Origin of the sequence: Methylobacterium sp., assembly GCF_019750675.1 — a bacterium.
Taxonomy (GTDB): Bacteria; Pseudomonadota; Alphaproteobacteria; order Rhizobiales; family Beijerinckiaceae; genus Methylobacterium.
The window spans coordinates 1-6483 of the sequence record NZ_JAIEOF010000131.1; the positions used below are offsets into that span (position 1 = coordinate 1).

General features: G+C 65.5%; 13 protein-coding genes and 2 pseudogenes. All 15 read left to right on the forward strand.

The features are described 5' to 3' along the window. Positions 1 to 78: pseudogene (locus K2X24_RS06940) on the forward strand (elongation factor Tu); the annotation flags it as partial. A gap of 88 nt (positions 79 to 166) precedes the next feature. Then, complete coding sequence (gene rpsJ, locus K2X24_RS06945) at positions 167 to 475, forward strand: 30S ribosomal protein S10 (protein ID WP_018044230.1); 309 nt, start codon at positions 167 to 169, stop codon at positions 473 to 475. Between the two features lie 50 nt (positions 476 to 525). Further along, entirely contained in the window at positions 526 to 1266 is a 741-nt protein-coding gene (gene rplC / locus K2X24_RS06950) for a 50S ribosomal protein L3 (protein ID WP_292496117.1), read from the forward strand. Next, positions 1266 to 1886, forward strand: a complete 621-nt coding sequence (rplD, locus tag K2X24_RS06955; protein WP_238280536.1) for a 50S ribosomal protein L4 — start codon at positions 1266 to 1268, stop codon at positions 1884 to 1886. Before rplC ends, rplD begins: the two co-directional genes overlap by 1 nt. After that, a pseudogene (locus K2X24_RS06960) lies at positions 1883 to 1963 on the forward strand (50S ribosomal protein L23); the annotation flags it as partial. The gene rplD and the pseudogene K2X24_RS06960, both read left to right, overlap by 4 nt. A gap of 7 nt (positions 1964 to 1970) precedes the next feature. Then, entirely contained in the window at positions 1971 to 2759 is a 789-nt protein-coding gene (rplB, locus tag K2X24_RS06965; RefSeq protein ID WP_292496118.1) for a 50S ribosomal protein L2, read from the forward strand. Positions 2760 to 2764: 5 nt separating this feature from the next. Then, positions 2765 to 3043, forward strand: a complete 279-nt coding sequence (gene rpsS / locus K2X24_RS06970) for a 30S ribosomal protein S19 (protein ID WP_055949278.1) — start codon at positions 2765 to 2767, stop codon at positions 3041 to 3043. A 2-nt stretch (positions 3044 to 3045) separates the two neighbouring features. Further along, positions 3046 to 3432 carry a 50S ribosomal protein L22 gene (gene rplV, locus K2X24_RS06975; protein ID WP_055949281.1) on the forward strand — a complete coding sequence of 129 codons (387 nt, stop codon included), beginning with the start codon at positions 3046 to 3048 and terminating at the stop codon, positions 3430 to 3432. A 10-nt stretch (positions 3433 to 3442) separates the two neighbouring features. Next, entirely contained in the window at positions 3443 to 4183 is a 741-nt protein-coding gene (gene rpsC / locus K2X24_RS06980; RefSeq protein WP_056481096.1) for a 30S ribosomal protein S3, read from the forward strand. Between the two features lie 47 nt (positions 4184 to 4230). After that, entirely contained in the window at positions 4231 to 4644 is a 414-nt protein-coding gene (rplP, locus tag K2X24_RS06985; protein WP_056091591.1) for a 50S ribosomal protein L16, read from the forward strand. A 14-nt stretch (positions 4645 to 4658) separates the two neighbouring features. Beyond that, complete coding sequence (rpmC, locus tag K2X24_RS06990) at positions 4659 to 4874, forward strand: 50S ribosomal protein L29 (RefSeq protein ID WP_018044221.1); 216 nt, start codon at positions 4659 to 4661, stop codon at positions 4872 to 4874. A gap of 10 nt (positions 4875 to 4884) precedes the next feature. Next, positions 4885 to 5148, forward strand: coding sequence for a 30S ribosomal protein S17 (gene rpsQ / locus K2X24_RS06995; protein WP_238280532.1), 264 nt, complete (start codon positions 4885 to 4887; stop codon positions 5146 to 5148). Positions 5149 to 5497: 349 nt separating this feature from the next. After that, positions 5498 to 5866, forward strand: coding sequence for a 50S ribosomal protein L14 (gene rplN / locus K2X24_RS07000; protein WP_055949294.1), 369 nt, complete (start codon positions 5498 to 5500; stop codon positions 5864 to 5866). After that, positions 5866 to 6183, forward strand: coding sequence for a 50S ribosomal protein L24 (gene rplX, locus K2X24_RS07005; protein WP_055949297.1), 318 nt, complete (start codon positions 5866 to 5868; stop codon positions 6181 to 6183). The genes rplN and rplX overlap by 1 nt, the downstream gene beginning before the upstream one ends. Further along, positions 6176 to 6483: 50S ribosomal protein L5 (gene rplE, locus K2X24_RS07010; RefSeq protein WP_292496137.1), on the forward strand; the 308-nt coding region annotated here is incomplete at its 3' end. The genes rplX and rplE, both read left to right, overlap by 8 nt.

A 6483-nucleotide genomic window follows, 5' to 3' on the forward strand; every position in this document is an offset into this window, starting at 1 on the left:
GAAGAGAAGCTGCGCTTCGCCATCCGTGAAGGCGGACGCACCGTCGGCGCCGGCGTCGTCGCCGCCATCAACGAGTAATCGTCCGTCCAAACGGTCAGTCTGCAGGGAACGATTGAGGGGCGGGTCCTCGCGCCCGCCCCCCATCGCCCCGCCAAGGTTTCAGGTCATGAACGGTCAGAATATTCGCATCCGCCTCAAGGCGTTCGACCATCGCATCCTCGATGCGTCGACCCGCGAGATCGTCTCGACGGCCAAGCGCACCGGCGCCACCATCCGTGGCCCCATCCCGCTGCCGACGCATATCGAGAAGTTCACCGTCAACCGCTCGCCGCACATCGACAAGAAGTCGCGCGAGCAGTTCGAGATGCGCACCCACAAGCGCGTCCTCGATATCGTCGATCCGACGCCGCAGACCGTGGACGCGCTGATGAAGCTCGACCTCGCCGCCGGCGTGGACGTGGAGATCAAGCTCTAAGTCCCGCCGGGATTTAGAGCTTACCGTAGAATCGCGCGAGGGAGACACCTATGCGCTCAGGCGTCATCGCACAGAAGGTCGGCATGACCCGCATCTTTACGGATGCAGGCGAACATGTCCCCGTCACCGTGCTTAAAATCGATCAATGCCAAGTGGTTGCCCACCGTACCGTCGAGAAGAACGGCTACGTCGCCCTTCAGGTCGGCGTCGGTAAGGCCAAGGTGAAGAACGTGTCGGCTGCCGAGCGCGGCCGGTTCGCGGTCGCCAAGGTCGAGCCCAAGCAGAAGCTCGCCGAGTTCCGCGTGTCCGAGGACAAGCTGATCCCGGTCGGCGCGGAAATCACCGCCGATCACTTCATCCCGGGTCAGTTCGTCGACGTGACGGGCACCACCACGGGTAAGGGCTTCGCCGGTGGTATGAAGCGCTGGAACTTCGGCGGTCTTCGCGCCACCCACGGCGTGTCCATCTCGCACCGTTCGATCGGTTCGACCGGTGGTCGCCAGGACCCGGGCAAGACCTTCAAGAACAAGAAGATGCCCGGTCACATGGGCGTCGACCGGGTCACCACCCAGAACCTGCGCGTCGTGCGCACGGACCCTGAGCGTGGCCTCATCCTCGTCGAAGGCGCCGTTCCGGGTGTCGCCGGCGGCTGGATCCAGATCCGCGACGCGGTGAAGCGCAAGCTCCCCGCGGACGTTCCGCAGCCTGGCAAGTTCCGTGAGCAGGGCGCGTCTGCCACCGCTACCGAAGCGCCGGCTCCCGAGGCTCCCGCTTCCGAGGAGAACGCGTGATGAAGCTCGATATCACCACCCTCGACGGCGAGGGCGCCGGTTCGGTCGACCTCAACGAGACCATCTTCGGTCTCGAGCCTCGCGTCGACCTCCTGCAGCGCATGGTGCGCTGGCAGTTGGCCAAGCGGCAGGCGGGCACCCACGCGGTGAAGAACCGCTCGGACGTGAACCGCACCCGCAAGAAGCTCTACAAGCAGAAGGGCACGGGTAACGCCCGTCACGGCGCCGCCTCCGCTCCGCAGTTCCGCGGCGGTGGACGTGCCTTCGGTCCGGTCGTGCGAAGCCATGCCCACGATCTGCCGAAGAAGGTCCGCGCGCTCGCTCTGAAGCACGCCCTGTCCGCGAAGGTGAAGGATTCCACCCTCATCATCGTCGACGACGTGAAGCTCGCCGAGGGCAAGACCAAGGCGCTCGTCGAGCGTTTCGAGAAGATGGGCCTGTCCAGCGCCCTGATCATCGGCGGTGCCGAGGTGGACGTGAACTTCGCACGCGCCGCCCGCAACATCCCGCAGATCGACGTGCTGCCGATCCAGGGCATTAACGTGTACGACATCCTGCGTCGCGAGAAGCTCGTGCTGACCCGCGCAGCGATCGATGCGCTGGAGGCGCGTTTCCAATGAGTGCCGATCCGCGCCACTACGACATCATCGTCTCCCCGGTCATCACCGAGAAGGCGACGAACCTCACCGAGCCTTCGCCAGCTCGTGCTCGTCGACCGCCGTGAGCTCTACAAGGGCAAGCCGGTCAAGAAGCTCACCGAGGGCAAGTCGTCGTCCGGCGGCCGCAACAACCTCGGCCGCATCACGGTCCGTTTCCGGGGCGGCGGACACAAGCGCACGCTCCGCAACGTCGACTTCAAGCGTCGCGAGCAGATGGGCGTGTCCGCCACCGTCGAGCGGATCGAGTACGATCCGAACCGCACCGCGTTCATCGCGCTGATCGCCTTCCCCGACGGCACGCAGAGCTACATCCTGGCTCCGCAGCGCCTGTCGCCCGGCGACAAGGTGATCGCGGCCGAGCAGGTCGACATCAAGCCCGGCAACGCCGGTCCGGTCGGCAACATGCCGGTGGGCACGATCGTTCACAACGTCGAGCTCAAGATCGGCAAGGGCGGCGCGATCGCCCGCTCCGCCGGCAACTACGCCCAGATCGTCGGCCGCGATCAGGGCTACGTCACGCTCCGCCTGAACTCGGGCGAGCAGCGCCTGGTCCACGGTCAGTGCTTCGCCAGCGTCGGCGCGGTCTCCAACCCGGACCACATGAACATCTCGCTCGGCAAGGCCGGCCGCAACCGCTGGCTCGGCAAGCGCCCGCACGTGCGCGGCGTTGCCATGAACCCGGTCGACCACCCGCACGGCGGCGGCGAGGGGCGCACTTCGGGCGGCCGTAACCCGGTCACGCCCTGGGGCGTTCCCACGAAGGGGAAGAAGACCCGCTCGAACAAGCGGACCGACGTCTTCATCCTGTCCAGCCGTCATAACCGTAAGAAGTAACGCCCATGGCACGCTCGCTCTGGAAGGGGCCGTTCATCGACGGCTACCTCCTCAAGAAGGCCGAAGCCGCTCGCGGTTCCAGCCGTAACGAAGTCATCAAGATCTGGAGCCGCCGCTCCACGATCCTGCCGCAGTTCGTCGGGCTCACCTTCGGTGTGCACAACGGACAGAAGCACATCCCGGTCTACGTCTCCGAGGAAATGGTCGGCCACAAGTTCGGCGAGTTCTCGCCGACCCGCACCTTCCACGGTCACGCAGCCGACAAGAAGTCGAAGAGGCGCTGATCATGGGCAAGCCCGCCACTCCCCGCGCGCTCCCCGAGAACGAGGCTCAGGCCGTCGCGCGCATGCTGCGCGTCAGCCCCCAGAAGCTCAATCTCGTCGCGCAGCTCATTCGCGGCAAGAAGGTCGACTCGGCGCTCGCCGATCTCGAATTCTCCCGCAAGCGGATCGCCCGCGAGGTCAAGAAGTGCCTCGAGAGCGCGATCGCCAACGCTGAGAACAACCACAACCTGGACGTCGACGATCTCGTCGTCTCCCAGGCGTTCGTCGGCAAGGCGCTCGTGCTGAAGCGGTTCCACGCCCGTGCGCGTGGCCGCGGCGCCCGTATCCTGAAGCCCTTCGCGAACCTCACCATCGTGGTGCGCGAAGTCCCGACCGCCGAAGCGGCGTGAGGAGGACCTGATGGGCCAGAAAGTCAATCCGATCGGTCTGCGGCTCGGTATCAACCGGACCTGGGACTCCCGCTGGTTCGCCCAGAAGGGTGAATACGCCAAGCTCATGCACGAGGACGTCGCGATCCGCGCCGCCCTCATGAAGCAGCTCAAGCAGGCTGCCGTTTCGAAGATCGTCATCGAGCGTCCGCACCGGAAGTGCCGCGTCACCATCCACTCGGGTCGTCCGGGCGTGGTGATCGGCAAGAAGGGCGCCGACATCGAGAAGCTTCGCAAGCTGGTCGGCACGCTGACCAAGGCCGAAGTGACGATCAACATCGTCGAGGTGCGCAAGCCCGAGATCGACGCTACCCTGGTGGCCGACTCGATCGCCCAGCAGCTCGAGCGCCGCGTCGCCTTCCGTCGCGCCATGAAGCGCGCCGTGCAGTCGGCCATGCGTCTCGGCGCCGAGGGCATCCGCATTAACTGCTCGGGCCGCCTCGGCGGAGCCGAGATCGCCCGCCAGGAGTGGTACCGCGAGGGCCGCGTGCCCCTGCACACCCTCCGTGCCGACGTCGATTACGGCGTCGCCACCGCCTTCACGACCTACGGGACGTGCGGCATCAAGGTGTGGGTGTTCAAGGGCGAGATCCTCGAGCACGACCCGATGGCACAGGACAAGAAGGCGCAGGAAGAGGGTGGCCGTTCGGGCGGCCGTCGCGAGCGCGATGGTGAGGGTGGCCGCGAGCGCGGCCGGCGCGAGCACGCCTGACGGCGTGTTCGTGACCCCGTCACCCAGAAAGGTGTTGAGAGGCTGCCATGTTGCAACCCAAGAAGACCAGGTTCCGTAAGCAGTTCAAGGGTCGCATCCACGGTGCGGCCAAGGGCGGCTTCGACCTCAACTTCGGGACGTTCGGCCTGAAGGCCATCGAGCCCGAGCGCATCACCGCGCGGCAGATCGAGGCGGCCCGCCGCGCGATCACCCGCGAGATGAAGCGTCAGGGCCGTGTCTGGATCCGGATCTTCCCGGACGTTCCGGTCACCGCCAAGCCCACCGAAGTCCGCATGGGCTCCGGTAAGGGCGCACCCGAGTTCTGGGCTGCCCGCGTGCATCCCGGACGTATCATGTTCGAAGTCGACGGCGTGGCCGAGGATGTCGCTAAGGAGGCTCTGCGCCTCGGCGCGGCGAAGCTCCCGATCCGCACGCGCGTCGTTCAGCGCATCGCTGACTAAGGGAGGAGGGGATCATGAAGTCGTCGCAGAGACAGTCGGATCTGGCCGCCCTGTCGCCCGATCAGCTGAACGATGAGCTGCTGAACCTGAAGAAGGAGCAGTTCAACCTGCGCTTCCAGGGCGCCACCGGCCAGCTCGAGAACGTCGCGCGCGTCCGCGAAGTCCGCCGCGATATCGCCCGCGTCCGTACGCTCCAGCGTCAGAAGACGCTGAAGTCCGCGCAGGCCTGAGGAGTACACCATGCCGAAGCGCGTATTGCAGGGCGTCGTCGTCAGCGACAAGGGCGAGAAGACCATCGTCGTCAAGGTGGAGCGTCGCTTCACCCATCCGGTGATGAAGAAGACCGTCCGTCGCTCGAAGAACTACCACGCCCACGACGAAGCCAACGTCGCCAAGGTCGGCCAGACAGTGTCGATCGAGGAGTGCCGTCCGTTCTCGAAGACCAAGACCTGGAAACTCGTCGAGGGCGCTGCCGCCACCGAGGCTGCTCCGGCCGAGGCCTGAGTTTCATGCACGAACGTTGAAGCGGGCGCTCGTCGGGCGCCCGCTTTTTCGTTGCCCCCACGGTCCCTGGGCCGAGTGCCTGGCGGCGCCCGCGCGTTCCTCGACGAACCTGCGGCGCCGTAAATAGACCTTGCGCGTTGGAGCCGCCCGGTGTAGTGGGCATGCCTTCGCGACAGATGAGAGGGGTGTCCGCACCCTTCGTACGCGGCGACCGCGCCGGGGTCCACGGACACCGATTGCGCGGCGTTTCATATGAGCCGGGGACATCAGATCCCCATCAGGCGTCGTCCGCCGGACAATACCGTCCGCGTGCGGAAACCCGCCTGAAACAATGGAAAGGTCACTGCCCGTGATCCAGATGCAGACGAATCTGGACGTCGCCGACAACTCTGGTGCGCGCCGCGTGATGTGCATCAAGGTTCTGGGCGGGTCGAAGCGTAAGTACGCCGGTGTCGGCGACATCATCGTGGTCTCCGTCAAGGAAGCGATTCCCCGGGGCCGCGTGAAGAAGGGCGACGTCATGAAGGCGGTCGTCGTTCGCACGGCGAAGGAAGTGAAGCGTCCCGACGGTTCGGTGATCCGCTTCGACAAGAACGCCGCCGTTCTGATCAACAATCAGAAGGAGCCGATCGGCACCCGCATCTTCGGACCGGTTCCGCGCGAGCTGCGTGCCCGCAACCACATGAAGATCATCTCGCTCGCGCCGGAGGTGCTGTAATGGCCGCCAAGGTCAAGAAAGGCGACAAGGTCGTCGTCCTCACCGGTCGCGACAAGGGTCGCTCGGGCGAGGTCATCCAGGTGCTCCCCAAGGAAGACCGGGCCTTCGTGCGCGGCATCAACCTGGTCAAGAAGCACCAGAAGCAGACGCAGAACCAGGAAGGCGGCATCGTCTCCAAGGAAGCTGCGATTCACCTGTCCAACATCGCCGTCGCCGACCCCAAGGATGGTCAGCCCACGCGCGTTGGTTTCCGCATTCTCGACGACGGCCGCAAAGTCCGGTTCGCCAAGCGCTCGGGGGATCTGATCGATGGCTGAGAAGAACAACGACGGGTACGTCCCGCGCCTGCGCAAGCACTACGACGAAGTGGTGCGCCAGAAGCTGATCGAGGAGTTCGGCTACAAGAACCCCATGCAGGTTCCGGTCATCGAGAAGATCGTGATCAACATGGGCGTTGGCGAGTCCACCGCCGACTCGAAGAAGGCCTCCGTCGCCGCAGGCGATCTGGCCCTCATCGCCGGCCAGAAGCCCGTCATCACCAAGGCCCGCAAGGCCATCGCGACCTTCAAGGTCCGCGAGGGCATGCCGATCGGCTGCAAGGTGACCCTGCGCAAGCA